19 protein-coding genes are annotated in these 26,208 nt (G+C 59.6%); 7 read left to right on the top strand and 12 right to left on the bottom strand.

The window, feature by feature from the left end; genetic code table 11:
- Window positions 1–33: 33 nt before the first annotated feature.
- From HBN68_RS18405 to iolC, 6 genes are all read right to left on the bottom strand, one after another.
- Window positions 34–1,059 carry a Gfo/Idh/MocA family oxidoreductase gene (locus tag HBN68_RS18405; protein WP_094993362.1) on the bottom strand — a complete coding sequence of 342 codons (1,026 nt, stop codon included), beginning with the start codon at window positions 1,057–1,059 and terminating at the stop codon, window positions 34–36.
- A 38-nt stretch (window positions 1,060–1,097) separates the two neighbouring features.
- Window positions 1,098–3,035, bottom strand: coding sequence for a 3D-(3,5/4)-trihydroxycyclohexane-1,2-dione acylhydrolase (decyclizing) (gene iolD, locus HBN68_RS18400; protein WP_094993405.1), 1,938 nt, complete (start codon window positions 3,033–3,035; stop codon window positions 1,098–1,100).
- Window positions 3,036–3,106: 71 nt separating this feature from the next.
- Window positions 3,107–4,609 carry a CoA-acylating methylmalonate-semialdehyde dehydrogenase gene (locus HBN68_RS18395; protein ID WP_094993361.1) on the bottom strand — a complete coding sequence of 501 codons (1,503 nt, stop codon included), beginning with the start codon at window positions 4,607–4,609 and terminating at the stop codon, window positions 3,107–3,109.
- Between the two features lie 20 nt (window positions 4,610–4,629).
- On the bottom strand, window positions 4,630–5,439 hold the full coding sequence (gene iolB / locus HBN68_RS18390; protein ID WP_094993360.1) for a 5-deoxy-glucuronate isomerase: 810 nt from the start codon (window positions 5,437–5,439) through the stop codon (window positions 4,630–4,632).
- Window positions 5,436–6,329, bottom strand: a complete 894-nt coding sequence (gene iolE / locus HBN68_RS18385; protein ID WP_169965624.1) for a myo-inosose-2 dehydratase — start codon at window positions 6,327–6,329, stop codon at window positions 5,436–5,438. Before iolE ends, iolB begins: the two co-directional genes overlap by 4 nt.
- A 49-nt stretch (window positions 6,330–6,378) precedes the next feature.
- Window positions 6,379–8,316, bottom strand: a complete 1,938-nt coding sequence (gene iolC, locus HBN68_RS18380) for a 5-dehydro-2-deoxygluconokinase (protein ID WP_094993358.1) — start codon at window positions 8,314–8,316, stop codon at window positions 6,379–6,381.
- A 294-nt stretch (window positions 8,317–8,610) separates the two neighbouring features.
- Here iolC and HBN68_RS18375 point away from each other — a divergent pair, with 294 nt between their 5' ends.
- From HBN68_RS18375 to HBN68_RS18360, 4 genes are all read left to right on the top strand, one after another.
- Window positions 8,611–9,531 (top strand): MurR/RpiR family transcriptional regulator, encoded by a 921-nt coding sequence (locus tag HBN68_RS18375; protein ID WP_094993357.1) that lies wholly within the window; start codon window positions 8,611–8,613, stop codon window positions 9,529–9,531.
- Window positions 9,532–9,988: 457 nt separating this feature from the next.
- Complete coding sequence (locus HBN68_RS18370) at window positions 9,989–10,279, top strand: hypothetical protein (RefSeq protein ID WP_169965626.1); 291 nt, start codon at window positions 9,989–9,991, stop codon at window positions 10,277–10,279.
- Between the two features lie 176 nt (window positions 10,280–10,455).
- On the top strand, window positions 10,456–11,172 hold the full coding sequence (locus HBN68_RS18365) for an HPP family protein (protein ID WP_094993355.1): 717 nt from the start codon (window positions 10,456–10,458) through the stop codon (window positions 11,170–11,172).
- A gap of 166 nt (window positions 11,173–11,338) precedes the next feature.
- On the top strand, window positions 11,339–12,415 hold the full coding sequence (locus HBN68_RS18360; protein ID WP_094993354.1) for a GGDEF domain-containing protein: 1,077 nt from the start codon (window positions 11,339–11,341) through the stop codon (window positions 12,413–12,415).
- A 12-nt stretch (window positions 12,416–12,427) separates the two neighbouring features.
- Here the strand turns inward: HBN68_RS18360 and HBN68_RS18355 are convergent, their stop codons facing one another.
- The 6 genes from HBN68_RS18355 to HBN68_RS18330 all read right to left on the bottom strand — a co-directional run bounded on the left by HBN68_RS18355 (window position 12,428) and on the right by HBN68_RS18330 (window position 23,037).
- Entirely contained in the window at window positions 12,428–13,936 is a 1,509-nt protein-coding gene (locus tag HBN68_RS18355; RefSeq protein ID WP_169965628.1) for an efflux transporter outer membrane subunit, read from the bottom strand.
- Complete coding sequence (locus HBN68_RS18350) at window positions 13,933–17,040, bottom strand: efflux RND transporter permease subunit (protein ID WP_094993353.1); 3,108 nt, start codon at window positions 17,038–17,040, stop codon at window positions 13,933–13,935. The genes HBN68_RS18355 and HBN68_RS18350 overlap by 4 nt, the downstream gene beginning before the upstream one ends.
- Window positions 17,037–20,138: an MdtB/MuxB family multidrug efflux RND transporter permease subunit gene (locus HBN68_RS18345; protein ID WP_169965630.1), complete on the bottom strand. Its 3,102-nt coding sequence runs from the start codon at window positions 20,136–20,138 to the stop codon at window positions 17,037–17,039. The genes HBN68_RS18350 and HBN68_RS18345 overlap by 4 nt, the downstream gene beginning before the upstream one ends.
- Complete coding sequence (locus HBN68_RS18340) at window positions 20,135–21,445, bottom strand: MdtA/MuxA family multidrug efflux RND transporter periplasmic adaptor subunit (protein WP_169965651.1); 1,311 nt, start codon at window positions 21,443–21,445, stop codon at window positions 20,135–20,137. The genes HBN68_RS18345 and HBN68_RS18340 overlap by 4 nt, the downstream gene beginning before the upstream one ends.
- Window positions 21,446–21,659: 214 nt before the next feature.
- Complete coding sequence (tpx, locus tag HBN68_RS18335) at window positions 21,660–22,160, bottom strand: thiol peroxidase (protein ID WP_169965653.1); 501 nt, start codon at window positions 22,158–22,160, stop codon at window positions 21,660–21,662.
- 208 nt (window positions 22,161–22,368) lie between these two features.
- A complete protein-coding gene (locus HBN68_RS18330; RefSeq protein WP_169965656.1) occupies window positions 22,369–23,037 on the bottom strand; it encodes a DUF3313 domain-containing protein in 669 nt (222 codons plus the stop codon).
- 348 nt (window positions 23,038–23,385) lie between these two features.
- On the opposite strand from HBN68_RS18330, the gene ccoN reads away from it, so the two are divergent.
- The 3 genes from ccoN (at window position 23,386) to tal (ending at window position 26,183) form a co-directional block, all read left to right on the top strand.
- Window positions 23,386–24,813 carry a cytochrome-c oxidase, cbb3-type subunit I gene (gene ccoN, locus HBN68_RS18325; RefSeq protein WP_048376191.1) on the top strand — a complete coding sequence of 476 codons (1,428 nt, stop codon included), beginning with the start codon at window positions 23,386–23,388 and terminating at the stop codon, window positions 24,811–24,813.
- A gap of 54 nt (window positions 24,814–24,867) precedes the next feature.
- A complete protein-coding gene (locus tag HBN68_RS18320) occupies window positions 24,868–25,098 on the top strand; it encodes a hypothetical protein (protein WP_169965658.1) in 231 nt (76 codons plus the stop codon).
- 161 nt (window positions 25,099–25,259) lie between these two features.
- Window positions 25,260–26,183, top strand: a complete 924-nt coding sequence (gene tal, locus HBN68_RS18315) for a transaldolase (protein ID WP_094993347.1) — start codon at window positions 25,260–25,262, stop codon at window positions 26,181–26,183.
- Window positions 26,184–26,208: the final 25 nt, after the last annotated feature.

The raw sequence follows: 26,208 nt of genomic DNA, 5'->3' as shown, positions 1-26,208 counted from the left end.
CAGCGACTACGCAGGGGGGGCAATAAAGAGGCGTCAGCCGTAAAAGCGCGGACGTTGCGGCAGTTCAACCTTTACGATTGCCCCGCTCTGCTGCGCTTCGATGCAGGCATCGGCTGCCACGGCGGCGGCAAAACCGTCCCATGCCGAAGGGCCACCAACGTGCCCGGCACGCACGCCGTCAATAAAGGCTTGCAGCTCGACGTCATAGGCCGCGATGAAGCGATCTTTCCAATCCATCAGAATCGCATTCGACAGTTTGGCCTCACTGCGCAGCTGCACTTGCGACGGCTCCGGGAGTTTGGCAATACCGGTTTCACCCACCACTTCGCATTGAATGTCATAGCCGTATTGGCAGTTCACGAATACTTCCACATCGATGCGCGTGCCTTTGGCGGTTTCCAGTAGCACCACTTGCGGGTCCCGCAGGTGCGCCAACGCTTTGCTGGTTTTGCGCGGGAAGACCACTTGCACCGACACATAATCGTCGTCGAGCAACCAGCGCAACACGTCCAGCTCATGGATCAAAGTATCCGTGATGGCCATGTCAGTTTTGTAGTTCTCACCCACTCGCGGGTTGCGGTGAGCACAATGGAGCATCAGCGGCTCGCCGATCTGGCCGCTGTCGATGACGGCCTTGAGCGCCTGATAACCCGCGTCGTACGGGCGCATGAAACCGACTTGCACCAACCGTGTGCCATGGGCGATTTCCGCGTCGACGATGTTGCGACAACCGGCCGCCGTTACTGCCAGCGGCTTTTCGCAAAACACCGGTTTGCCGGCCTGGATAGCCGCCAGCACATATTCTTCATGGCTCGGCCCCCAGGACGTGACCAGCACGGCCTGGACCTCAGCCGCCTGAATCAGCGCGTGCGCGTCCGGGTACACCTCGGCGCTTATGCCCAGCTCGGCAACCACCTGCGCCGCCTGTTGCAGGTTGATGTCCGTGACTGCCACCACCTGACTGCCGAGCAAGGTCTGGCTGCAACGACGAATATGATCACGGCCAATCGCGCCGGTCCCGATTACGCCCAACTTCAAGGCTTGAGTGTTCAACGACATGTGCAGACTCCTGTTGGATTTATAAGAGAGCGTTGCAATCAGTACTGCCGCACGTGGGCGAGCTGACGGTTTAGGTGCTTCGCGGCTTCGGCCGTGCGTGCGCTGGTGGACACTTGCGCCACGCCCACACGCCACCACGACAGGTAGCCGTGGATCATGGTTTTGGGAAGCACTTTGATATCAATGAGGGTGGACACCGTCTGCTGCCGGGCATCGGCCAGCGCCGCATGAAGTTGCTCAAGGGTGCTGACTTTATAGGTTTTGCAGCCGTAAGCCGCTGCACTCATGGCAAAGTCCACCGGTACCAGGCCGCCGTCCAGCTTGCCGGTCTCAGGGTTACGGAAACGGAACTCAGTGCCGAAGCTGTCCATGCCGTTGCCCATCTGCAAGTTGTTGATGCAGCCGAATGCCATGTTGTCGAGCAGCACCACGTTGATTTTCTGGCGCTCCTGAATCGAAGTGGCTAACTCGGAGTGCAGCATCATGTAGGAACCATCACCCACCAACGCATAGACCTCGCGCGCAGGCTCGGCCAGCTTGACCCCCAATGCGGCGTTGACTTCATAGCCCATGCACGAGTAGCCGTACTCCACGTGGTAAGTGTTCACGCCCTTGCTGCGCCAGGCCCGTTGTAGATCCCCGGGCAGGCTGCCTGCGGCCGCGACGATCACAGCGCTGTCGTCGAGGCTGTGATTGAGTACGCCCAACACCTGGCTTTGGGTCAGGCACGAACCGGTCAGCTCGATAAACTCACGCAGCACGGCCGGGTCCATGTGGTCACTGATTTCGGGCGTGAAGTCCGGCTGTTGGTAGTCGACCTGAAATACACGGTCCACTTCAGCCTCCAGTTGTGCCCTGGCCTGATGCGGTGCGTCACCCCATTGCGCGTGGTAGCCGCTGGCCGCCAAGCATTCACTCAGCCCTTGCAGCCCCGCCAGGGCATCGGCAACCAGTTGCACGCCATCAAGCTTGAGCGCGTCACAGGGGCTGACGTTGAGGTTCAGAAATTCGACTTCCGGGTGCTTGAACAACGATTTGGACGACGTGGTGAAATCGGTATAGCGGGTGCCGATGCCGATAATCAGGTCCGCCTGCGGCGCCAGCAGGTTGGCCGCCAAGCACCCGGTTTCACCGATACCGCCCATGTTCAGCGGGTGCGCTGACACGATGGCACTTTTACCAGCCTGCGTTTCTGCGAACGGAATCCCGAAGCGTTCGGCAAACGCCTGCAACGCGGCATTGGCGCCTGCGTATTTAACGCCGCCGCCACAGATGATCAGCGGCGTGCGCTTGCGCTGCACAATCGCCTGCGCATCGGCCAGCATCGCTACCGTCGGCACGCGTCGATCAATACGGTGCACGCGTTTTTGCAGAAAGTAATCCGGGTAATCGTAGGCTTCAGCCTGAACATCCTGCGGCAGGGCCAGGGTCACGGCACCCGTCTCGGCGGGATCGGTCAGCACACGCATCGCATGGAGAGCGGCGCTCATCAACTGTTCCGGGCGGTTGATGCGGTCCCAGTATTTGCTCACGGCTTTAAAGGCATCGTTGGTGCTGATGCTCAAGTCATGGAACTGCTCGATCTGTTGTAAAACCGGGTCGGGCTGGCGACTGGCGTACACATCCCCCGGCAACAGCAACAGCGGGATACGGTTGGCAGTGGCCGTGGCGGCGGCCGTCAGCATGTTGGCCGCGCCGGGGCCGACCGACGCGGTGCAGGCGTAGATTTTGCGCCGCAGGTGTTGCTTGGCAAACCCGATGGCCGCGTGGGCCATGCCCTGTTCGTTACGGCCTTGATGCACCACCAGGCTGCCGCTGTCTTGTTCCAGCGCCTGCCCGAGGCCCAGCACGTTGCCGTGGCCAAAAATCGTAAACACCCCGGCCACAAATTTGCTCTCGACCCCGTCCACTTCGACGTACTGGTTATCGAGAAACTTGACCAGCGCCTGGGCCATGGTCAGTCGTGTTGTCGTCATGTCTGCACCCTTGAACTTGCACAGCAGCTGCGGCAACCGGCGGTCCGGTTGCGCAGCGTTGTGAGCGATGATTATTTGGCCGTTGGCATGCTGAATTCAGGGCCTTTGGCGATGCTGTCAGGCCAGCGTTGCATCACGCTTTTGTAACGGCTGTAGAAACGAATGCCTTCTTCGCCATACGCATGATGATCGCCAAACAGCGAGCGCTTCCAGCCGCCGAACGAGTGCCAGGCCATGGGCACCGGAATGGGCACGTTAATCCCCACCATGCCGACCTTGATCGTGCGTGCAAACGCCCGCGCCACGCCGCCATCGCTGGTAAAGCAGGACACACCGTTGCCAAACTCATGAGCATTGATCAACGCCACCGCACTCGCGAAGTCCGGTACGCGAACGATGCCGAGCACCGGGCCGAAAATTTCCTGCTGATAAATGCTCATGTCGGGCGTCACCTGGTCGAACAGCGTGGCGCCGACGAAAAAGCCCTGCTCGGCACCCGGCACCTTGAGCTCACGACCATCGACGATGAGCTGTGCGCCTTGGGCCACGCCCTGATCGATAAAGCCGATCACCTTGGCCCGGTGCTCCGCCGTCACCAGCGGGCCCATTTCGCTGTCGGGCTGAAGGCCGTTGCCGACTTTGAGCCGGTCGATGCGCGGCAACAGTTTCTCGATCAACTGATCGGCCACATCACCGACTGCGACGGCAATCGAGATCGCCATGCAGCGCTCCCCGGCCGAGCCATAGGCAGCTCCCATTAATGCGTCTGCCGCTTGATCGAGGTCGGCATCGGGCATCACGATCATGTGGTTTTTGGCCCCGCCCAGCGCTTGAACCCGCTTGCCGCGCGCTGTCCCTTGCTGATAGATGTACTCGGCAATGGGGGTTGAGCCGACAAAAGAAATGGCTTCAACGTCCGGGTGTTGCAACAGTGCATCGACTGCGGCTTTGTCCCCTTGCACCACGTTGAACACGCCGTCCGGCAGGCCGGCTTCGGTCAGCAGACGTGCCATCAACAGACTGGCGGACGGGTCGCGCTCCGAGGGCTTGAGGATAAAACAGTTGCCGGTCACCAATGCCAGCGGAATCATCCACAACGGCACCATCACCGGGAAGTTGAACGGCGTTACACCTGCACAGACGCCCAGTGGCTGGCGCAGGTTCCAGTTGTCGATACCGCCGCCGATGTTGTCGCTGAAATCGGTTTTGAGCAGTGTCGGCGCGCCACAGGCGTACTCGACGATTTCGATCCCGCGGGTGACTTCACCCTTGGCGTCGGAGAAGACTTTGCCGTGTTCACGGCAGATGATTTGCGCCAGTTCGTCGTGATGCTCGTCCAGCAGTTGCTTGAACTTGAACATCACCCGGGCGCGGCGCAGTGATGACTGTTCCGACCACGCCGGGAACGCCTTGAGGGCGGACGCGACAGCGTCATCGACGGTGCGCTGGGTGGCAAGGGCCACACGCGCCTGCACGCTGCCCGTCGCCGGGTTGAAGACATCACTGAAGCGTTCGCTGCCAGCATCCTGAACGTGGCCGTCAAGGTAGTGGCCAATCACCGGGGTCGTGCTCATGCGTAGTGTTCTCCTAAAAGTTAAAGGTCCATCAGCCAGCTGTGTTGCGGGTCATTGTGGAATTGCCAGACCCGCTTGGGCCCTGCCATCACGTTCAAGTAATACGACTCATAGCCATAAGGCACGCTGACCGGGTGATAGCCCTTGGGCACCACCACCAGGTCGCTGTTCTCTACGGCCATTGCCTGATCGAGGCTGCGGTCATCGGTGTAGACCCGTTGAAACACAAAGCCCTGCGGTGGATTGATCTGGTGGTAATAGGTTTCTTCTAGAAAGCTCTGGTGCGGCAAGTCGTCGGTGTCGTGCTTGTGCGGCGGGTAGCTGGAGGAGTGTCCGGACGGCGTGCGCACCTCCACCACCAGCAGCGAATGGGCAGGCTCGGTGTCGGGCAGGATGTCGCACACATAGCGGGTATTGGCGCCCTTGCCGCGCACACTGCGTTTCATGCTCTGCGGGGTAATCAGCCGAGGCCCAAGCCCGGCCGTGCTGGCACCGGGGGCGGCGCAGACGGCGATATGGACCTCGTTAAGCGCGTGCACCTGCGCCTGACTGCCGGGTGGTAGATAAACAGCAAAGGGCGATTTGTCCTCAAACACCGACTCACGATCGCCAATACCCTCCCACTGAAACACGCCCTGCCCGGGCGCTTCACCGGAAACGTTCGCCCGCCCGCTGAGCAACACCAGGCACAGCTCTTGCTGCCCGGCCGTCACCGGCAAGGTCTCGCCCGCGTGCAGCCGATAAGCACTGAACCCCACATACTCCAGCGCACCGGAGGGCAGTTGCACCAGGGGCTGGCCCGTTTTCTGGCGCTTAATCAGTAAATTCATGCCCGCCCCCTCTCGTCCAGCAGCGCGCGCAAGGTTTGAAACCCTTTTTGCGCGTAGGCAAAACTGGGCGCCACGGCCGGGTCCTGTTCGGCTTCTACCACCAGCCAGCCGTGGTAGTCGGCGGCCAGCAGGACGTCCAACAACTCGCCAAAATCAATGTCGCCGTCCCCCGGCACCGTGAACGTGCCGTTGATGATGCAATCGGGGAAGCTCCACAGGTTGTTGCGCGCCAGTTGCACCACAGGCTTGCGCACGTCCTTGAAATGCACGTGGCAGACACGGTCAATGTGCGTGCGCAACACCTCGACCGGCTCACCGCCGCCCATGTAGCAGTGGCCGGCGTCGAACAGCAGGCCGACTTCAGGCCCGGTCAGGCGCATCAGGGTATCGATGTCCGCAGGGGACTCGACGTAAGCGCCCATATGATGGTGATACGCCAAGCGGATGCCGTGCGACAGGGTGTAGCGCGCCAGTTCATTGAGCTTGTCGGCATAGTCCTGCCAGGCCCGTTCGGTATAAAAACGCGGGCGTTCAACCAAGGGAATACGCTGGCCCTGAATCGAGTCGGCCACTTCGCCGTACACCAGCACCTTGGCGCCGTTTTGCGCCAACAGCTGCACGTGGCTGGCAATGGCGTCGATTTCTTCGGCGGCCGAACGTTGTGCCAGACGGCTGGAGTACCAGCCCGACACCAGGGCCAGGTCGTAAGGGCGCAGGACATCAGCGACGCCCTGAGCACTCTTGGGGAACTTGCCGTTGAGTTCAAACCCTTCATAGCCGATCTGCTTGCCTTCACTCAGCGCGGTGCTGAGGGGTGTCTCACCGCCCAGCGAGGGCAGGTCATCGTTGCTCCATGAAATCGGGTTGATGCCAATACGGATAGCGGGCATGGCTGCACCTATTATTGTTTTGGAAGGTTTGCGGGGCGTCGCGGCCGGATCAGCTGCGGGCCGTTCGCCACGCGTCGATCAGTTGCACAAAAGTGCCCTGTACCTGCTCGATCAGCGTCGCGTCGTCGATTTCACCGGCCAGCCAGGCGCGGCCCGGTTCCTGGAAAATCGTGCGCCCCACCGCGAAACCACGGCACGTGGTGCTCCGGGATGCCTGGCGAAAGCCTTCGGCCAGCGCACTGGCAGGCGCGTTCAGGCCCAGAAGCACAACACCGCGGCAATACGGATCACGCGCTTGGATCAAAGCATCCAGTTGCTGCCAGACCTCGGCCGGTTGGGCTTCGATTTTCCACCACGCCGGGTAAATGCCCAGGTTGTACAAGCGCTTGATGGCGCGGTAGAGCACATCCGGGTGGGTCGAAGGGTGATCCTTGGGCGGGATGATTTCCAGCAGCAGCTCATGGCCGCTGGCCAGCGAAGCCTGATACAACCCCTTGATTTGCGCTTCCTGTTCCAGCCGCAGCAAAGGCTCATCGTCCGGATGGAACTGCACCAGGCATTTGATGATTTGTTCGTGCGGCCAGGCGATGAGGTTGCTGCCAATGGAGCGCCCGTGTTCAAAGGCCAGCGGTCGCGAACCCTGCACCTCCACCGGACGGGCAATCCACCAGCCACGGCCGCTGGCGGCATTCAACGCGTCCTGGCCAAACCGTTGATCGGCCAGCAGGCCCACATCGGCTTCGATGCCCTGGCGCCGCAAATCGGTTTCAACACGCTCGACCGCCTGGATGAACAGCTGCTTCAAGGCGCATATGCTGTTCGGGTCACGGCCGTACTGCTGCGCTATTTCCAGCAGTTGCCAGCGATGATCGAAGGCAAACACAAACAGCTGTTTCCATTGCTTGCGAGGGACGCTGACTTGATGCAGACGTTGCAGCGCAGTGTCCTGATCCGGCCGGGTGATGGGCACCGGGCTGTTAAACAGGTAGTCGAGTTCAGCCCGGGTGGGCATGGCGGGCGCGCAAGCATGCCGTGACACCACCAGGCCTCCGCAGGCATTGGCTAACTGGCAGCAACGCTCGTCACTGGCGTCTTCCAGCCAACCACTGAGAAAGCCCGACATGAAGGCATCCCCTGCCCCGAGTACGTTGAGGACTTCAACGCGCACACCGGGGTAAATGGCGCCGTCTTCCAGGCGGGCCGGGATCTGGCCATGAATCACCGTGCAACCTTGCGGCCCCAGCTTGACCACCAACGTGGCGTCGGTCAGCGAACGCACCTTACGCAAGGCCGCCAGCAAATCCGTGCCGCCCCCCGCGATCAAAAATTCTTCTTCGGTGCCGACAATCAGGTCGAAACGCGGCAGGATCGATTGCACGTGGGCGCTGACTTTCTCGTCAGCGACAAAGCGCGTTTCCCCGTCAGCCTTGCCGGCCAGCCCCCACAACACCGGGCGATAGTCGATGTCCAGCACCCGTTTGACGTTGTGCTGCGCGGCGTAATCCAGGGCCTGAATACTGGCCTGATACACGCCCTCGGTAGAAAAGTGGGTCCCGGTAATCAGCAGCGCTTTGCTTGAGGCAATAAAGGCCGGGTCGATGTCGTCGGCGCGCAGTGCCATGTCGGCGCAGTTTTCGCGGTAGAACACCAGGGGAAAGGTTTCGCGGTCTTTCAGGCCCAGCAATACCAGCGCCGTCAGACGCTGCGGGTCAACCGTGATGCCGCTGACGTCACAGCCTTCACGGGCCAGCGACTCCAGCAGGAAACGCCCCATATGATCGTCCCCGACGCGGCTCAGCATGGCCGAACGCAAGCCCAGCCGTGCCGTACCGAACGCAATGTTGGCCGAAGAGCCGCCGAGGTATTTGGCAAAGCTGCTGACATCTTCCAGCCGCGCCCCGACTTGTTGCGAGTAAAGGTCGACGCCCAAACGGCCCAGGCAGATCACATCCAAATCACGGCCTGCGGCAAAACGAGTCTGTCCCATGGTGGCTCCTGTTATTTTTATCAGCCTGCACGTGGCACCCGTCAGGGCCCAAGCGCTGTAAGTGGGATGAAGACTAAAACGTCACAGCGCAATAAACAATATTTATTCCATAATTTTTTAATGTAGAATTTTTGTTCCATATTGCATGCGCCGCGATGATTTTCCCGCGTGCATCGATTCAGCCCACGCTGGATTGATCGGCTGGTCAGGATTTTATTTGCACCTACCCTGTAGACTGCGCAGCTAAAAAACCTGCCCCCGTGACCACCCAGCGCCATTGATAAGGACACCTCTATGTCATCCACCGATCAGCCGGCATCCGTCGAGCCAACGCCAGAGCGCGCATTGACCAGCCCGCCGGTGAGTGCCGAGCGCCTGTTGCAACTCATTACCGAGGAATACGAAAGCCTGCCGCGCCAGCTCAAGCGGATCGCCAGCTACATGAGCCAGCAAAGTGACCGCATCATGGTGGATCGCATCAGCGATATCGCCCGCGAGTGCGACGTGCACCCGTCGGCCATCGTGCGGTTTTCCCAACGCTTCGGGTTCAGTGGTTTCAGCGAAATGCAGGCCCTGTTCCGCGAGGCGTACACCCACAAAACCACCCCGGTGCAGAATTACCAGCAACGCATTCGCAACATGATTGCCAACAAGTCGCAGAAAGCCAGCGGCGGCGATCTGGCGCGCGAGTGCATCAATGCCACGCTGTCCGGCATCGAACGCCTGGGGCTGGAACTGGATGATCTGGCCTTCGACAAAGCCGTGGACCTTGTCGTCAATGCCGACAATATTTACGTGGTCGGCGTACGACGTTCCTTCGCAGTCGCTGACTACCTGGTCTACAATCTGCAACACACCAACAAGCGCATTCATCTGGTCTCAGGCCTGGGTGGCAGTTACCGCGAGCAAATGCGCAGCGTGCGCGCCAACGACCTGGTAATTGCCATCAGCTTCACTCCCTATGGCAAAGAGACCCAGCATTGCCTGCGCATTGCCCAGCTGCATCAGGCCAAGACCCTGATCATCACCGACAGCAACCTGTCACCGCTGGCCAAGCGCGCCAACAGTGTGTTGCTGGTCAATGAAGGCAGTTCCTTTGCGTTCCGTTCGCTCAGCGCGACGTTGTGCTTGTGTCAGGCATTGTTCATTGCAGTGGCGTATCGCCTTGAACTGAAGGTTGACGAGATCCATGAGCAGGTCGGGTTTGATGATTAATGCGATCCCGATGCAAAAGCCTGTAACCCAATAGGGCTGAGGGCGGTCGACTAGTGTTGTAAGGCTTTTGCATCAACAGGTGTCCAACCTTGGATCGAATAGCGTCAGTAAAGGGCAACCGAAAACCCTTTCTTCGATATTTGAAAGATCCTACGACTTTCTCCGTAAATCTTATCGTCAGCTACTCACTGCCTGACAACATGTCCCTCGCAAGCGGCCTTACAATCGCCCCTTTGGATCTAAGATCTCGGGCCGTGTAAACGCCGTTTGTGTCACCCGTTGTATCGCTGCCAGATCTGCCGCTGGCTGCTGCCACGCGATGTGTTCCCACCCTTAAACCGATTCGCTGAGCCCACCACCCCAGACCTGTTGTTTCAAGGGATTGCACACCTGTGTGCGGCCCTTGAATTGTCATCAAGGAAGCGCGCCCAAAGTCCCTGGATAAATGGAGTACAACATGACGAGTGAAGTTTTTTTGGCCAACGACCGTGACCTGCCCGAGCAATCCGCCCATGCACTCTGCCCCCCCCGTGAAATCGTCCGGCCATTGGCCGACAGGCGAGAAATGATGCACACACCTGAACTAAGCAGGTTGGTTAAACTTCGCGATGCTTTGCTTGTACTCAAAGGTTCAATGAGCCCCAGCGTCGACCTGCATGAATTTCTGGAACATCAATTGTTGAGCAATGACGTTCATGACCGGGTGCTTGGCAAACTGGCAGAGACGCGACCGGGCCTGGCCAGCTAAACCAAACATCAAAACCATTGCACTCAACCCTCATTATTATGAATTTGCGGATTGTATCGGCGCGGGTCAGACTACGCCGGTCCCTTCCCCCATGAAGGAACAGTTCAAGGGCTTGCCGGGTCCCCCGCCAAGCCCTTTTTTGACCTGCTGCCTGACTCTCCCGGACGTTCTCCACCATGCCAATCCGCTGGATCAGCCGCCTTTTGCCTGCGGCTACAAATACCCGCCCCATCGAATGGAGCCGCGCCGCCATTGGCGTCTCCCTGGGTACCCTGTTCAGTGTTTGGCTGTGCAGCCGTTTCTTCGGCCTGCCGGTCGCCCTGCACCTGATCGGACCGCTGGGTGCCTCCGCCATCCTGTTGTTTGCCGTCTCTTCCGGCGCCCTGGCACAGCCCTGGTCCATACTCGGCGGCTACCTGTGCGCCACAGTTGTGTCCTTGCTCGTTGCACATTATTTGGGCCGCGACCTGACCAGCGCTTGCCTGGCAGTCGGCCTCGCGCTGGTGGTGATGTGCCTGTTGCGCTGCCTGCATCCGCCCGCCGGTGCGCTGGCCTTGCTGGTGGTACTGGCCGACCCGGACAGCGCCCGCCTGGGCTGGGAGCTGCTGGCCCCGGTCATGCTCAGTGCCGTGTGCATGCTGCTGGCGGCGCTGGCCTACAACAACCTGACCCGGGTGCGCTACCCGAAAAAAACTGCCGAACCGGCGCCCAACGTGATCGCCCCTCCTGTCGACGGTGATCCGGGCATTACCGCCAAGGACCTGCAACAGGCATTGGCCGAGATGGACGCGTTTATCGACGTCACCCCGCAAGACCTCGAAACCCTGATCCGTACCAGTGAACACTATGCCCGCCGTCGCAGCGTGGGCGAGGTGCTTGCGCACGTCGATTGAGCACGCGCCTTTCTTTGGCCTGCCCCTGAACGATCCGCACGGCTAACCCTCCAACTCCTGCTAGGGTTATCGGTGCGTGGTCCGGGAGGCGTTGTCTTGGCCCCCTTGATGACTCGGACCCACGACCGCTGAACGCTCCCTTCAACGACCGTGATCAAGGCTTGCAATGCTCAAGACCCTGGAAAATGAAATCTCAAAGCACGCCGCGCCGCCCGCCTTGCAAGCTGAATTCGCTCAACACGACTTTGAAAAACTACGCACCTTTTGCCGTCTTACCTACATCTCCAGCATTGTCATCTGGCTGCTGTTTGATCTGATCGTCAGCTTTAAGGGGCTTCAGGGCTTTACCGCGCTCTCTATGCTTTTTTTCGGCACCATGGTGGTCTTGACCATCGTGCTCGGGTTTATCCGCAAGGCCCGTCACTTCGACGTTCTTAACCTGATTTATGTGCTGGTAATCACCACGGGCATCCGCCTGATCGTGTTTGGCTTGCCCAGTGACGCGCAGCCCATCTGGCTGATCCTCGCCACCTCCAGCCTGCTCTACAACGCTGCGGTGTTGCCGCTTAGCCGTTGGGGATTTTTCTCGGTCGTGGGCGTGACCTGGGTCGTACTCAACCCTTTTTGGATGACCGACGTCGAGTTCTTTGACCTGCGCGGCACGTTGATCCTGAGCTACTACGTGTTTCTCAGCGGCCTGACCATCTACAGTTTTTTCAAGCTGCGACGTATCAAACTCTACAACTACACGATGTCCAAACTGTTGCTGACCCAGGCCTACATCGACACCCTGACCGAGATTCCCAACCGACGCTCCTTCATGACCCGCGCCACTGAATTACTGACCCACACGCCGCGCGAACAGGATCATTATCTGGCGATGATCGACATCGACAATTTCAAAAAAGTGAATGACCTGTACGGGCATGACATCGGCGATGAGGTGCTCAAGCGCACCGCCGCCAGTATCAAGACCGTCATGCAGGGCTATGAATATGCGCGGTTGGGCGGCGAAGAGTTCGCGGTGTACTTGTCCGGTGTGCGGCGTGATGATGTCGAAATGTTGATGGCGGCGCTGTGCAGCCGGGTGCGTAACGACCCGGCAGCACATCCTGTGACCGTCAGCATCGGCCTGGTCAGGGTTGGGGACCTGGACACCCTTAATCAGGCGTTGGCCAAGGCCGACAAGGCGCTGTATGAATCAAAAAACGCGGGCAAGGACCGGTTTACGTTTCACCGTTAGCAGCCAATGGCGTTACGGCCTGTCAGCTTTTTCACGGGCGCTCAGATCGGTATTGCCGTCCCAGCCACCGCCCAGCGCGGCAATCAGTTTCACACTGGCGAGCAACCGATTCTGCTCCAGCGTGAGCATGGTGCGCTCCGCATTCAGGGCCGTGGCCTGAACCACCACCACATCCAGATAGGCAATCAGTCCGGCCTTGTACTGATTGCGGGTCAAACGCAACGACTCGCGGGCCGACTCCAGTGCCTGACGTTGCACCACCGCCTCGTCCTCCAGCACTTTTAGTTGCACCAGATAGTTTTCCACTTCGCGAAAACCATCGAGTACGGTCTGGCGGTATTTGGCGACCGTCTGGTCGTACACCGCTTCATTGCGATCCACCTCGGCGGATCGCTGGCCGCCATCGAATAACGGCAACGAAATTTTCGGCCCCACCGACCAGAAGCGGTTGGGCACGCTGATCCAGTCTTCGTAGGTGCTGCTGCTGTACCCACCTTGCAGGCTCAGGCTGAAATCCGGGTAATACGCAGCCTTGGCTACTCCGATATTGGCGTTGGCGGCGATGATCGCCCGCTCGGCCGACGCGATGTCAGGGCGTCGCTCCAGTAATTGCGAAGGCAGACTCAGCGGAATGCGCGGCAAGTCCGGCACGTTCTGTATTTCAGCCAGTGTGAAACCGGCTGGCGGTTGGCCGGTCAGCACAGCGATTGCGTTTTCAAACTGCGCCCGTTGCCAGATCAGGTCGATCAGGTTGGCCTGGGTATTGCGCAACTGGGTTTGCGCCTGCGCCACCGCATCTTTCCCGGAGATCCCGGCCCGGTATTGGTTTTCGCTCATTTTCAGTGAGCGCTCATAGGCCTGCACCGTGGCTTCAAGCAGACGCTTTTGCTCGTCGATTACCCGCAATTGCAGGTAGTTCTGCACCAATTCCGACTGTTGGCTCAGGCGCATGGCGGCCAGGTCGGCCAGGCTGGCTTCGGCGCTGGCCTGGTTGGCCTCCAGCCCGCGGCGCAGTTTGCCCCACACGTCAGCCTCCCAGCTCACGCCGACTTGCGCGTTGAGGGTGTCGCGGATGCCGCTGCTGGAACTGGTCAGGCTGGAATTGGAACTGCCGGTGCCCTGGCTCGAACGGGTCTTGCCCACACTCAGGTCGGCGCTGGGAAAGAACGCACCACGCGCGCTGCGCACCAGGGCTTGAGCCTGACGGAACTGCGCTTCGGACTGCGCCACGCTCTGGTTGGAACGGTTCAGGGTTTCCACCAGCGCGTTAAGCTGCGGATCGCCGTATAACTCCCACCAAGCGCCCCTCTCCAATGCGTCACTGGGATTGGCCTGGCGCCAGCCTGCGGCTTCTTTAAAGGCCACGGGTGTGGCCGCTTCGGGTCGCTGATAGTCCGGGCCTATGGCACAGGCACTGAGCAACAGCCCGGACAACACCAGCCCCAGCAGGCGCGAGCCACGGGCCAGCGCCCAACGTTGTGGCGACAGGGCCGGAGCGAGGGTAAGCAAACGAGACGTCATAGCGGAGTTTCCAGGGCTGCATCAGTGCGCACGCCGCGCCATTGATTGAAGCGACGGCGTGCACGGTCGAGATAGAGGTAAACCACCGGAGTGGTGTAAAGGGTCAAAATCTGGCTGAAAATCAGGCCGCCGATAATGGTCAGGCCCAGCGGCTGCCGCATTTCTGCGCCTTCTGCATGGCTGAGCATCAGCGGCAAGGCGCCCAGCAACGCGGCAAGCGTGGTCATCAAAATCGGCCGCAAGCGTTGCAGGCACGCACTGCGGATCGACTCCTGCGGGTTCATGCCCGAATGGCGCTCCAGTTGCAACGCCAGGTCGATCATCAGGATGGCGTTTTTCTTGACCACGCCGATCAACAAGAACAGCCCCAACAGCGATATCAGGCTGAATTCCCCGCCGGTGATGTAGATGCTCAACAGCGCACCCACCCCGGCCGAGGGCAACGTCGACAGAATGGTCAGCGGGTGAATGTAGCTTTCGTACAAAATCCCCAGCACCAGATACACCGCCACCAACGCGCCGAGAATCATGAAGGGCTGACTCTTCTGCGTGGCGGCGAAGGCATCGCCAGTGCCGGCCATTTTGGCAATCACGTCTTCGGGTAAACCGAGTTTGGCAATGGCCCGCTCGATGGCCGCCGTACCCTGTTCCAGCGATACGCCGTTGGCCAGGTCGAAGGCTATGGTTTCAGAGGCAAACTGCCCTTCGTGTTCCACCCGGTCGTCTTGCAGGCTGTTTTCATAATGAGCGATGGTGGACAGCGGAATGCGCTGCCCGTCCGCCGTGATGACCTGCACCTGATTCAGGGTTTGCGGGTCCCGGGCGTATTTGGGATTGACCTCCATGACCACCCGGTATTGGTTCAGGCTGTCATAGATGGTCGATATTTGACGCTGGCTGTAGGCGTTATTGAGCACGGCCGTGACCATGTTCATGTCCACCCCGAGGCGCTTGGCCTGATCGCGGTCGACGACCAGGGTAACTTGCTGCGCACCGCGACCTTCGCGGGCATCAATCGCAGTCAGCTCGGGCAGCGCCTTGAGGGCTTCAACCACTTTCGGGTACCAGGTGCGCAGCTCACTGAGGTCGCCACTTTGCAAGATGTACGAATACTGCGAACTGGTTTGCTCGCGACCGCCACCAAACTGCAAATCCTGATCCGCCATTAACATCAGGCGCCCACCCGGGACTTTAGGCAGGGTTTCGCGCAGACGCTCAATGACCTTTTGCGCCGAAATCTTGCGCTCCGAAATCGGCTTGAGGCGCACGATCATGATTGCGTTGTTGGTGCCGCCGTTGCCGCCGATAAAGCCCGCGACGCTTTCAACCGCCGGGTCAGCCAGCACGGCTTTGCGGAAGGTCTCCATTTTTGGCTGCATCACGCTGAACGACAGACCGTCATCCCCGCGTACGAATCCGATCAACTGCCCGGTGTCCTGCTGCGGCATGAAGGTTTTGGGCACGACCACGTACAGCGCCACGTTCACCCCAATGGTGACCAGCAAACTGAACAGCGTCAGCCGCTTGTGCCGCAGCACCCAGTCCAGACTGCGGGCATAGCCGCTGACCATGCGCTCGTTGAGCCTGTTGCTCCAGCGCTGCATGGCATTTTCAGTGCCCGGCACATGGGGCTTGAGCCAGCGGGCACAGAGCATCGGGGTCAGGGTGAGCGACACCACCAGCGACACCACGATCGAGGCCGCCAGGGTGATGGAAAACTCGCGAAACAGGCTTTCAATGATGCCGCCCATGAACAGGATCGACAGGAACACCGCCACCAGCGACACGTTCATCGACAACAATGTGAACCCGACTTCCTTCGCTCCCAGGTACGCAGCCTTCATGGGCGCGATCCCGGCATCGATGTGGCGCGAGATGTTCTCCAGCACCACAATCGCATCGTCCACCACCAACCCGGTGGCCAGAATCAGCGCCATCAGCGACAGGTTGTTCAGCGAAAACCCGTAGAGGTACATGATGGCAAAGGTGCCAACCAGCGAAACCGGTACAGCCAGTGTAGGAATCAGTGACGCGCGGAAATTGCCGAGAAACAGAAACACCACCACAATCACCAGCGCCACGGCGATCAGCAAGGTCATTTCCGCCTCATGCAAGGTGGCCTTGATCACCGGGGAGCGGTCCATGGCCAGGTTCAGCTTCACGCTGGCCGGCAACACCGCTTGCAGCGCAGGCAACTGGGCCTTGATCGCGTTTACGGTCTCGATGATGTTGGCGCCCGCTTGCCGATTGACCACCAGCAACACGGCCGCGTCATTGTTGAAGAAACCACTGTTGTAGCGGTCTTCCACACTGTCCTGAACCTTGGCCACATGGCTCAGGCGCAGCGCTGCGCCATCCTGATAGCGGATGATCAGCGGCTCGTAATCCTTGGCCTTTTCCAGTTGATCGTTGGCCTGAATCTGCCAATTGCGTTCACCATCGGACACCGCGCCCTTGGGGCGTCGCACGTTGGCGTTGGCAATGGTGTTGCGCACCTCGTCCAGCGACACGCCGTACTGGTTGAGCAACTGCGGCTCCAGCTCGATACGCACGGCGGGCAGCGAACTGCCGCCGATCTGCACTTCGCCCACCCCCGGAACTTGCGACAAGCTTTGCGACAAGATGGTTGAGGCCAGGTCGTACAGCTCGCCCTTGGACAGCACATCCGAGGTCAGCGAGAGCACCATGATCGGGGCTTGCGACGGGTTGACCTTTTTGTAGGTCGGCATACTGCGCATGCCGCTGGGTAACAAGTTGCGTGACGCGTTGATCGCTGCTTGCACTTCACGGGCGGCGCCATTGATGTCGCGGTCCTGATCAAATTGCAGAATCACCCGTGTCGAGCCCTGACTCGAACGGCTGCTCATGGTGTTAACCCCGGCAATCGCGCCGAAAGAACGCTCCAGCGGCGTGGCCACCGTGGATGCCATGACCTCGGGGCTTGCACCCGGCAAGCTGGCCGACACCACAATCACCGGGAAGTCTATCTGTGGCAGTGGCGAAACCGGCAACAACCCGAAACTCACCCCGCCCAGCAACATGATGGCGAGACTCAGCAGCATGGTGGCGACGGGCCGCCGGATGAAAGGGCCGGACAAATTCATAGCGGCGCCTGCTCAGGTTCGGCCGCGTCACCGCGCCAGCGGCGGCCCAGACGGTCGAAGTACAGGTAAATCACCGGCGTGGTGAACAGTGTCAATACCTGACTCACCAACAAACCGCCGACCATCACCAGGCCCAATGGCTGGCGCAATTCCGCACCCGAGCCAGTGGCCAGCATCAACGGCACAGCACCGAAAAGGGCCGCCAGCGTGGTCATCAGGATCGGCCTGAAACGCAGCAAGGCCGCCTGATAAATCGCCTGCTCCGGGGCCATGCCCTGATTACGCTCTGCGTCGAGGGCAAAGTCGATCATCATGATCGCGTTTTTCTTCACAATGCCGATCAGCAAGATGATGCCGATGATGGCGATCATTCCCAAGTCATTGCCACTGAGGATCAACGCCAGCAAAGCGCCGACCGCCGCCGACGGCAAGGTCGACAGAATGGTAATCGGGTGAATGTAACTCTCGTAGAGCACACCCAGCACGATGTACATGGTCACCACCGCCGCCAAAATCAGCAGCAAGGTGCTCGACAACGAGGCCTGAAACGCTTGCGCTGCGCCCTGGAACTGGGTCTGGACGCCCACCGGCATGCCGATGTCTTTCTGCACCTGATCAATCAGCTCAACCGCCTCCCCCAGTGCCACGCCGGGAGCAAGGTTGAAGGAGACCATAACGGACGGAAACTGGCCGATATGCGAGACCGCGAGTTGCGCCTGACGCTCTTCGACTTTAGTCAGGCTCGACAGGCGAACTTGCCCGCCGTCAGTGGTTTTGACATGGATCTGGTCCAACGCCTGCGGGCCGATTTTCTCGCCGTCCTGCGCTTGCAAGACCACACGGTATTGGCTGGCCTGGGTGTAGATGGTGGAAATCTGCCGCTGGCCAAATGCGTCATACAGCGCATCAGTAATGTTGGCCACCGTCACGCCGAGCCGCGAGGCGGCATCACGGTCAATCACCAGGTACACCTGCAAACCTTTGTCTTGCAGGTCGCTGGCAACGTCGGTCAATTGGGGCTGGTTGGACAGCGCGGTAACCAGCTTTTGGCTCCAGGTGCTCAGCAACTCGGCATCCGGGGATGACAGGCTGAATTGATACTGGGTACGGCTTACCCGGTCTTCAATGGTCAAGTCCTGCACCGGTTGCATGAACAACCGGATGCCCGCCAGTTTGTCGAGCTGCGGCTGCAAGCGCGCAATTACGTCCGAGGCGCTGTCGCTGCGTTCGCTGTGGGGCTTGAGGTTGATCAGCATGCGGCCGCTGTTCAGCGTGGCGTTATCGCCGTCGACACCGATGTACGACGACAGGCTTTCTACGTCCGGGTCCTGCAGGATGATGGCGCCCAACGCCTGCTGACGCTGGCTCATGGCGCTGAACGAAATGGACTGCGGCGCTTCGGAAATACCCTGAATCACCCCGGTGTCCTGCACCGGGAAGAAGCCCTTGGGCACGATCAGGTACAGGAACACGGTCAGGGCCAGCGTGCCGATGGCCACCAGTAACGTCAGCGGCTGGTGTTTGAGCACCCACTGCAACATGCGGCCGTATTGCGCAATCATCCAGTCAATCGTGGCGCCGCTGGCCCGGTAGAAACGGCCCTGCTCTTCTTCCTTGGGTTCAGGTTTGAGCAAACGGGCGCACATCATCGGCGTGAGGGTCAACGACACCACCAGCGAGATCAGGATCGCCACCGCCAGGGTAATGGCGAACTCGCGAAACAGACGCCCGACCACGTCCGCCATGAACAGCAACGGAATCAACACGGCAATCAGCGACAGCGTCAGGGAAATCAGGGTAAAGCCAATCTGTTTGGCGCCCTTGAGCGCCGCCTGCATCGGGCTGTCGCCTTCCTCGATGTAACGCGAGATGTTTTCCAGCATGACGATGGCATCGTCCACCACGAACCCGGTGGCAATGGTGAGTGCCATCAAGGTCAGGTTGTTGATGGAAAACCCCGCCAGGTACATCACGCCAAAGGTGCCGATCAATGACAGCGGCACGGCAATCGACGGAATGAGGGTGGCGCTGGCACGCCGCAGAAACAGGAACGTCACCATCACCACCAGGGCAATGGCGATCAACAGTTCGTGCTGCACGTCGCGCACCGAAGCGCGAATGGTTTGCGTGCGGTCGGTCAACACCGTGACATCAATACCCGCAGGCAAGTTGTCGGTAATGCTGGGCAGTAAGGCCTTGATGCGATCGACCACTTCAATGACGTTAGCGCCCGGCTGACGCTGGATATTGAGCAGGACCGCCTGGTTCTCGTTGGCCCAGGCCGCAAGGCGCTCGTTTTCGGCACCATCGACAATCTCGGCCACGTCCTTGAGTCGCAAAGGCGCGCCATTGTTGTAGGCGAGGATCAGCTCGGCGTACTCCTGCGGTGTTTTGAGCTGGTCGTTGGCATCCAGCATCGATACACGGGTCGGGCCGTCAAAGTTGCCTTTGGGTTGGTTGACGTTGGAGGCACCGATCAGCGAACGCACGTCCGCCAGATTCAGGCCATTGGCCGCCAGCGCCTCGGGGTTGACCTTGATCCGTACTGCCTGACGCTGACCGCCCGCAATGCTGACCATGCCCACACCGCTGATCTGGGCGATCTTTTGTGCCATGCGCGTATCGACCAGGTCATTGAGCTTGGGCAAGAGCATGGTTTTGGATGTAATGGCCAAGGTCAGTACCGGCGTGTCGGCCGGGTTGACCTTGTTGTACACCGGCGGTGCTGGCAAATCGCTCGGCAACAGGTTGCTCGCGGCATTGATCGCGGCCTGCACCTGCTGCTCGGCCACGTCCATGTTGATGTCGAGGTTGAACCGCAACGTCAGCACCGAGGCGCCGCCAGAACTGGTGGACGCCATTTGCGTCAGCCCCGGCATCTGCCCGAACTGACGCTCCAGGGGTGCCGTCACCGCACTGGTCATCACATCCGGGCTGGCGCCGGGGTACAGCGTCATGACGCGGATGGTCGGGTAATCCACCTGGGGCAAGGCCGATACCGGCAACAGGCGGTAGGCGATGATCCCGGACAGCACGATGGCCAGCATGCACAGCGTGGTTGCGACCGGGCGCAGGATAAACAGCCGCGACAGATTCATTCGTGGGCCTTGGTCTTGGCAGCGTCGGCAGCAGGCGTTGCCGCGTCACCCGCCGCCGCACCGCCTTGCAGGTGCGAAGCCGGGGTGGCGGGTACGTCGGCGCTGTCATTGACCACCTCTACCGCCCCGCCATCGCGCAGGCGGTCAGTGCCCTCAAGCACCACGCGATCGCCGGGCTCAAGCCCCTCCTCGATCACCGTCACATCACCGTCAGTGGCGCCCACTTTCACGCTACGAATCTTGACCTTATTGTCGCCGTCCATCGCATACACGAACGAGCCGTTGGTGCCGAACTGGATAGCCGCCGACGGGGCAAGGATCACATCTTTCAAGGTGTCTGCCAGCAAGCGCACGTTCACGAACTGATTGGGGAACAGCGTCTGGTCGCGGTTTTCGAACAGCGCCTTGAATTTCAAGGTGCCGGTGGTGATATCAATCTGGTTATCGATGCTGCTCAACACGCCCACTGCCAGCTCTTTGCGATCCCCGCGGTCCCACGCCTGAACCGGCAGCTTGGCACCCGAGCGATAGCGCGCAATCACCAGCGCCAGATCGTTCTCGGGCAAGGTGAAACTGACCACGATGGGCTCGGTCTGGGTGATGACCACCAGGGCCGTGGTGTCATTGGCCGCGACCAGGTTGCCGACGTCCAGTTGACGCAAGCCTACGCGGCCGCTGATGGGGGCACGGATCTTGGTGAATTCGAGGTTGAGCTTGGCATCGTTGACCGCTGCCTGATTGGTTTTCACCGTGCCCTGATATTGGCTGACCAGCGCTTCGGCCGTGTCCAGCGTCTGCTTGGCGATACTGTCTTCGGCATACAGGCCGCGATAGCGCTGCACATCGACCTGAGCATTCTTGAGTTGGGCCTGGTTCTGCAACAGCGTGCCTTCAGCCTGAAGCAAGGCGTTTTGATAGCTGCGCGGATCGATTTCAGCCAGTAACTCGCCGGCTTTAACCATCTGGCCTTCCTTGAAGTAAACCTTGACCAGTTCCCCCGCCACGCGGCTGCGCACATTGATGGTATTGAGTGCTGTCACGGTGCCCAGCGCCTTGTAGAACACCGGAAAATCCCCGCGCTTCACGTCAGACACCCGCACCGGCACAGGTTGGGTCGAACCGCCAAACCCCGGACGCATCATCCCCGACTTACTGGTACGGCCCTCAGGCTGGGCGGCCTGTTCTTTTTTCGACGAAGTCGGCCACAGCCACCAGCACAGACCGATGACGATTAACACGAGCAAAAGGCCAACCAGCCAACGACGGGATTTGTGTGAAACAGTGGATTGCATGGAATGATCAACCATTGGGCGCGAGGGCTTCTATTCAGGAAGGCTGAACGATAAGCAGTGTGGACCGTTAAGAAAAGGTTCTTTACCGGGTATTTACGTAAGCGGGACGTCTGGACGGGTTAACTGCTGCGTATTGAACGGCTTGCAGGGAGTGACGGCACCTGGCGGGACGCAAAAAAAACGGCCTGGCAGCGAGTGCCAGGCCGTTTTTTGCCGTGCAGGTTTGAACTTACTTCAGAACAGCCAAGGCTGCTTCGTAGTTCGGCTCATCAGCGATTTCTTTAACCAGCTCGCTGTGCAGCACGTTGTCGTTTTCGTCCAGCACGACAACGGCACGCGCCGTCAGGCCTTTGAGCGGGCCGTCAGCGATGGCCACGCCGTAGTTCTGGATGAACTCTGCGCCACGCAGGGTCGACAGGTTTTGAACGTTTTCCAGACCTTCCGCGCCGCAGAAACGCGCCTGCGCGAAGGGCAGGTCGGCAGAGATGCACAGCACGACCGTGTTAGCGATGTCATTGGCCTTGGCGTTGAACGTGCGCACCGAGGTCGCGCAGGTCGGGGTATCAACGCTTGGGAAGATGTTCAGCACTTTGCGCTTGCCGGCAAAGCTTGCTAGCGTTACATCGGACAAATTACCCGCTACCAGCGAAAACGCCGGTGCCTTGGAGCCTACTGCTGGCAGCTCGCCGTTAACCTGAACAGGATTGCCTTTAAGCGTCACTTGAGCCATGAACGATGTCCTTCTTGACGGTTTTTGGAGAGGCCGAAGTTAAACACGAAACCTACCCTCGACCTATGCCCTGCATGCAAATTGTCATGCAGCACTTCACAAAAAGACGAATCTTAATAGTCTGCGCATAATTGCCTACAAAACAGCCCGGCCAGGTTCAGGTGCATCGTTCAGCACCGGCCTGGCCGCACGTTCTGGACAAGGTACGTTACTTTTTAAGCTTCAAATACGATTGGTGCAGGTCGTCTGCCCAACCATCAATGACGTTTTTCACGTCGTCGGCCTTCATCACCTGGCTGTCGTTTTCCAGCGGCTTGCCGGTGCCTTTGCGCACCACCTGTGCAACCACAGCTTGCGATCCGCCGTCGATAAAGACCGCCTCGGTGGCCAGATCCGTTTCTTGATCGCGAATACCCGAGGCCGTGCTCACCGCTGCCGCGACTAACGCGACCGGGATGTACTCGTAGGGCTTAAGGCTTTGGGTCTGGCTGCTGACCGCGGTAATTGCCGGACGTACCACAATCACACCCGGGCCTGGGGCGCTGGCCAGCGGCAACGACTTGCCCAGCTCACGCTTGAGTGCCTGATCGTAATACTGGGTAATGGCCGTGAGGGTGCTTTGAGGGATCTTCGCACTGGGCTTGGGGGCCGGGTAGAACTGGCTTGGCTCGATATACACGCTGCGGTACTGACCCGCCTTCAAATGAGGATCAACCCAACGCATCACGTCCGCACCCGACGGCGATTTGGCTTGCTTGAGGCGACTGTAGTCCTTCAAAAAACCGGAGTACTCATCCGGTTGGGTCACATTGCTTGAACAACCGAGCAGCCCGATTGAGGCAAGGCACAACGTACCGATCATTAAGCCGAACTTCATGGTGAAACTCCTGTAGAAATCGCCACCGCATGCGCACGGTGTTTTAGGTATAGCCAACCCGCGCAAAACCGTCATTCATTCGTACGTATTTGCATGACAGCGGTCATCAGGCCTCCAAAAACCTGACCACGGCCTTGCCTGCGTCAATACAGCGCAGACGCAGGATAAAAACCGCCAAGTGCAAAAAAACAGATCAGATGCGCACTCAAGCCCAATAAAACGCCTTTTAATCTGATCCGTAATATTTAACTTTTTCTGGATCTGTTTTGTTCTGCGTCGGGTTCCTACAGTTCACCCTGCGCCAGACCACGGGGTCTGGCAGGACTTTGAACCGTGGAAGACTTGAGCATGAGCACAGCACTAAACGGGCAGGCCTATAACTATAAGGTCGTGCGCCAGTTCACCATCATGACCGTGGTGTGGGGCGTCATCGGCATGGCCATGGGCGTGTGGATCGCGTCGCAACTGGCCTGGCCCGCCATGAACCTCGACCTGCCCTGGACCACTTTCGGCCGCTTGCGACCGCTGCACACCAGCCTGGTGATTTTCGGCTTTGCCGGCAGCGCGCAGTTTGCCGCCAGCTACTACGCCGTGCAGCGCACCTGTCAGGTACGGCTGTTCTCCGACAAACTCGCGGCCTTCACGTTTTGGGGCTGGCAGTCGGTGATCGTGATCATGCTGGTCACCCTGCCGCTGGGTTACACCACGACCAAGGAGTATGCCGAGATCGAGTTCACCGGCGCGGTGTGGATGACGGTGGTGTGGGTGGCTTACGCCATCGTGTTTTTCACCACGGTAGTGCAGCGCAAAACCAAACATATTTATGTCGGCAACTGGTTCTTTGGCGCCTTCATCCTGGTGATCGCCATGCTGCACGTGGTCAACCACCTGGCCATCCCCGTGGACTGGTTCAAGTCTTACCCCGTGTATGCCGGTGCCACAGACGCCATGGTGCAGTGGTGGTATGGACATAACGCCGTAGGCTTCTTCCTGACAACCGGGTTCCTCGGGATGATGTACTACTTCGTTCCGAAACAGGTCGGGCGCCCTATCTACTCTTATCGCCTGTCTATCGTGCATTTCTGGGCACTGATTACGCTTTATATCTGGGCGGGCCCACACCACTTGCACTACACCGCCCTGCCGGACTGGGCTCAATCGCTGGGCATGGCGATGTCGATTATTCTGCTGGCTCCGAGCTGGGGCGGCATGATCAACGGCATGATGACCTTGTCGGGTGCCTGGCATAAATTGCGCACCGACCCGATCCTGCGTTTTCTGGTGCTGTCACTGGCGTTCTACGGCATGTCGACATTTGAGGGGCCGATGATGGCGATCAAGACCGTCAACGCCCTCTCTCACTACACTGACTGGACCATCGGCCACGTGCACGCCGGGGCCTTGGGCTGGGTGGCAATGATCACCTTTGGCGCGGTCTACCACATGATCCCCAAACTCTACGGCCGCGAGCAGATGCACAGCGTGGCGCTGATCAACCTGCACTTCTGGCTGGCCACCATCGGCACCGTGCTGTACATCGCCTCGATGTGGGTCAACGGCATTACCCAGGGGCTGATGTGGCGGGCAATCAACGATGACGGCACCTTGACCTACTCGTTTGTGGAGTCGCTGCAAGCCAGCCACCCGGGCTTCGTGGTGCGGCTGGTGGGCGGAATATTCTTCCTTACGGGGATGTTGCTGATGGCTTACAACGTGTGGCGCACCGTTCGTGTCCCTGACTTCAAAAAAGCCGAGCTCTCGGCACAAATCGCCTGACCTACGCAGCGCACACCTGCGGGTGTGCGCTGCACCAAGCACGGAGCGGTGACGATGATAGAAATAGCCCTGAACATGCTGGCGGTAACCGGCCTTTACTTCGCCATCAGCGGATGCCTGAAGCATCAGACTGAGCGTGATATCGACGACGCCAGCTTGATCCCGTTCGCCGACGACCCGGAGGTCGCGCGCCGGGTCGAACAGGCCACAGGCAAAACCATTCAGACGGTACAGGTCAGCGACGAATCAGCACGCCCACCAGGCTGGGGCACAATGAAGCTCTAAAACGGGGGTTGCGAACACCTGTAAAGGCGCTTGAGCGCAGACATTGGTTGCATAACCCGGGTCATCGGCGGCATTCTGCCAGACCTGATGTTTTGCGAACTTTTGATCGACGACGCACTCAATCTGTACAGCCATTACACTTTTTCGGACAGAGCACGCTCATGACTTCCAAGCTGGAACAACTCAAGCAGTTCACCACCGTGGTCGCAGACACCGGCGACCTCGACGCGATTACCCGCCTTAAACCCGTAGACGCCACCACCAACCCGTCCCTGCTGCTCAAAGCAGCCGCGATGCCGGGCTATGCCGAACTCTTGCAAAACGCCGTCAGCTACGCCAAGGGTGATGTCGGCCTGGCCTGCGACCAGTTTTCGGTGTCTGTGGGTAGCGGTATCTTGAAAGTGATTCCGGGCCGTATTTCGACTGAAGTCGATGCCCGCCTGTCATTCGATGAACCTGCACTGCTGCAAAAAGCCAACCAGTTGATCGAGCTGTATGACAAGGCCGGTGTGAGCCGCGACCGCGTACTGATCAAGCTGGCATCGACATGGGAAGGCATCCGCGCCGCTGAAAAACTGGAGAAAGCCGGGATCCAAACCAACCTGACCCTGCTGTTCTCGTTCGCCCAGGCGGCAGCGTGTGCCGACGCGGGGGTGTTTCTGATCTCACCATTCGTGGGCCGGATCTATGACTGGTACAAAAAATCCACCGGCATCGACTACACCGGCGCCGAAGATCCGGGCGTTCAGTCCGTGACCCGCATCTACAACTACTACAAAGCCAATGATTACGACACCGTGGTCATGGGTGCCAGCTTCCGCAACCTGAACCAGATCGAACAATTGGCCGGTTGCGACCGTTTGACCATCAGCCCTGAGCTGATTGAAAAGCTTGCCCAGGAACACGGCACGCTGGAGCGCAAACTGAGCCCTGGTAACCCCGGCGAGCCGCGCCAGATCCTCAACGAAGCGCAATTCCGCTGGGCATCCAACGAAGACGCCATGGCCACCGAGAAACTGGCCGAGGGCATCCGTCAGTTCGCCCGTGATCAGGAAAAACTGGAAGCCCTGTTGTCGGGTAAATAACCCGCGGCTGCTCCCGCTCCCGGCG

Source organism: Pseudomonas sp. WS 5078 (genome assembly GCF_012985745.1).
Classification (GTDB): Bacteria; Pseudomonadota; Gammaproteobacteria; order Pseudomonadales; family Pseudomonadaceae; genus Aquipseudomonas; species Aquipseudomonas lundensis_A.
The sequence above is the reverse complement of the archived record's forward strand: the minus strand, read 5'-3'. Positions and strand labels throughout refer to the sequence as shown.

Excerpts from the sequence above, each read along its gene's own strand:
- HBN68_RS18405 (WP_094993362.1), bottom strand. The coding sequence starts at position 1,059 with ATGTCGTTGAACACTCAAGCCTTGAAGTTGGGCGTAATCGGGACCGGC.
- iolD (WP_094993405.1), bottom strand. The coding sequence starts at position 3,035 with ATGACGACAACACGACTGACCATGGCCCAGGCGCTGGTCAAGTTTCTC.
- HBN68_RS18395 (WP_094993361.1), bottom strand. The coding sequence starts at position 4,609 with ATGAGCACGACCCCGGTGATTGGCCACTACCTTGACGGCCACGTTCAG.
- iolB (WP_094993360.1), bottom strand. The coding sequence starts at position 5,439 with ATGAATTTACTGATTAAGCGCCAGAAAACGGGCCAGCCCCTGGTGCAA.
- iolE (WP_169965624.1), bottom strand. The coding sequence starts at position 6,329 with ATGCCCGCTATCCGTATTGGCATCAACCCGATTTCATGGAGCAACGAT.
- iolC (WP_094993358.1), bottom strand. The coding sequence starts at position 8,316 with ATGGGACAGACTCGTTTTGCCGCAGGCCGTGATTTGGATGTGATCTGC.
- HBN68_RS18375 (WP_094993357.1), top strand. The coding sequence starts at position 8,611 with ATGTCATCCACCGATCAGCCGGCATCCGTCGAGCCAACGCCAGAGCGC.
- HBN68_RS18370 (WP_169965626.1), top strand. The coding sequence starts at position 9,989 with ATGACGAGTGAAGTTTTTTTGGCCAACGACCGTGACCTGCCCGAGCAA.
- HBN68_RS18365 (WP_094993355.1), top strand. The coding sequence starts at position 10,456 with ATGCCAATCCGCTGGATCAGCCGCCTTTTGCCTGCGGCTACAAATACC.
- HBN68_RS18360 (WP_094993354.1), top strand. The coding sequence starts at position 11,339 with ATGCTCAAGACCCTGGAAAATGAAATCTCAAAGCACGCCGCGCCGCCC.
- HBN68_RS18355 (WP_169965628.1), bottom strand. The coding sequence starts at position 13,936 with ATGACGTCTCGTTTGCTTACCCTCGCTCCGGCCCTGTCGCCACAACGT.
- HBN68_RS18350 (WP_094993353.1), bottom strand. The coding sequence starts at position 17,040 with ATGAATTTGTCCGGCCCTTTCATCCGGCGGCCCGTCGCCACCATGCTG.
- HBN68_RS18345 (WP_169965630.1), bottom strand. The coding sequence starts at position 20,138 with ATGAATCTGTCGCGGCTGTTTATCCTGCGCCCGGTCGCAACCACGCTG.
- HBN68_RS18340 (WP_169965651.1), bottom strand. The coding sequence starts at position 21,445 with ATGGTTGATCATTCCATGCAATCCACTGTTTCACACAAATCCCGTCGT.
- tpx (WP_169965653.1), bottom strand. The coding sequence starts at position 22,160 with ATGGCTCAAGTGACGCTTAAAGGCAATCCTGTTCAGGTTAACGGCGAG.
- HBN68_RS18330 (WP_169965656.1), bottom strand. The coding sequence starts at position 23,037 with ATGAAGTTCGGCTTAATGATCGGTACGTTGTGCCTTGCCTCAATCGGG.
- ccoN (WP_048376191.1), top strand. The coding sequence starts at position 23,386 with ATGAGCACAGCACTAAACGGGCAGGCCTATAACTATAAGGTCGTGCGC.
- HBN68_RS18320 (WP_169965658.1), top strand. The coding sequence starts at position 24,868 with ATGATAGAAATAGCCCTGAACATGCTGGCGGTAACCGGCCTTTACTTC.
- tal (WP_094993347.1), top strand. The coding sequence starts at position 25,260 with ATGACTTCCAAGCTGGAACAACTCAAGCAGTTCACCACCGTGGTCGCA.